1 rRNA gene is annotated in these 1,951 nt (G+C 51.5%); it reads left to right on the forward strand.

Features of this window, described 5'->3' with window-relative positions:
* Positions 1-261: 261 nt before the first annotated feature.
* Positions 262-1,951: ribosomal RNA gene (locus H9C73_RS15940) — 23S ribosomal RNA — on the forward strand; the annotation flags it as partial.

Here is a 1,951-nt window from a genome sequence, read left to right on the forward strand (position 1 = left end):
AGGGGAACCTGGGGCTGGATCACCTCCTTAAACGATTGCGAAGTTCTGGCAAGCGTTCACACAGATTACCTGATCGAAATGTTGAAGCTGAGTAAGCTTTAAAGCATTTGCTTATTGCATGAGTAAATCCTTTAAAGCTTCACGCTTTAAACGCTCTTTAACAAATTGGATCTGAAAGATTGTCTTGTATTGTTTGATACAAGCGCCAACCGGCGATAATCGTTACGAACCATTCATTTGCCAGACGCCTTCGGGTTATATGGTCAAGTGAATAAGCGTGCACGGTGGATGCCTTGGCAGTCAGAGGCGATGAAGGACGTTGTAACCTGCGATAAGCCTCGGGGAGTCGGTAAACAGACTTTGATCCGAGGATTTCCGAATGGGGAAACCCACCCGCTTGCGGGTATCTCTTCACTGAATACATAGGTGTAGAGAGGCGAACCCGGGGAACTGAAACATCTAAGTACCCGGAGGAAAAGAAATCAACCGAGATTCCCTTAGTAGCGGCGAGCGAACGGGGAGCAGCCCTTAAGCTGTGTTGTGGTTAGTGGAACACTCTGGAAAGTGTGGCCATAGTGGGTGATAGCCCCGTACACGAAAACCTATACGCAGTGAAATCGAGTAGGACGGGACACGTGTTATCCTGTCTGAATATGGGGGGACCATCCTCCAAGGCTAAATACTCCTGACTGACCGATAGTGAACCAGTACCGTGAGGGAAAGGCGAAAAGAACCCCTGTGAGGGGAGTGAAATAGACCCTGAAACCGTGTACGTACAAGCAGTGGGAGCCGTTTTCGGACGGTGACTGCGTACCTTTTGTATAATGGGTCAGCGACTTACTTTCAGTGGCAAGCTTAACCGTATAGGGGAGGCGTAGGGAAACCGAGTCTTAATAGGGCGCCAAGTCGCTGGGAGTAGACCCGAAACCGGGCGATCTATCCATGGGCAGGTTGAAGATTGAGTAACATCAATTGGAGGACCGAACCGACTGTCGTTGAAAAGCCAGCGGATGACCTGTGGATCGGAGTGAAAGGCTAATCAAGCCCGGAGATAGCTGGTTCTCCTCGAAAGCTATTTAGGTAGCGCCTCATGTCTCACCTTGGGGGGTAGAGCACTGTTTCGGCTAGGGGGTCATCCCGACTTACCAACCCGATGCAAACTCCGAATACCCAAGAGTGCAATCATGGGAGACACACGGCGGGTGCTAACGTCCGTCGTGGAAAGGGAAACAACCCAGACCGCCAGCTAAGGTCCCAAAGTTCTAGTTAAGTGGGAAACGATGTGGGAAGGCTTAGACAGCTAGGAGGTTGGCTTAGAAGCAGCCATCCTTTAAAGAAAGCGTAATAGCTCACTAGTCGAGTCGGCCTGCGCGGAAGATATAACGGGGCTCAAACTAGACACCGAAGCTGCGGATGCCTTAGGGCATGGTAGAGGAGCGTTCTGTAAGCCGTTGAAGCGGAAGCCGAGAGGCACCGTGGAGGTATCAGAAGTGCGAATGCTGACATGAGTAACGATAAAGGGGGTGAAAAACCCCCTCGCCGGAAGACCAAGGGTTCCTATCCAACGTTAATCGGGGTAGGGTGAGTCGGCCCCTAAGGCGAGGCTGAAAAGCGTAGTCGATGGGAAACAGGTTAATATTCCTGTACCGCGCATAACTGCGACGGGGGGACGGAGAAGGCTAGGCCAGCGCGGCGTTGGTTGTCCGCGTTTAAGGGTGTAGATTGAGGACTTAGGCAAATCCGGGTCCTTAAGATCGAGACCTGATGACGAAGCTCTTTATGAGCTGAAGTGGTTGATGCCAGGCTTCCAGGAAAATCCTCTAAGCTTCAGGTTATGTGTGACCGTACCCGAAACCGACACAGGTGGTCAGGTTGAGAATACCAAGGCGCTTGAGAGAACTCGGGTGAAGGAACTAGGCAAAATGGTGCCGTAACTTCGGGAGAAGGCACG

This window comes from Marinobacterium alkalitolerans, from assembly GCF_017776525.1.
GTDB lineage: Bacteria > Pseudomonadota > Gammaproteobacteria > Pseudomonadales > Balneatricaceae > Marinobacterium > Marinobacterium alkalitolerans.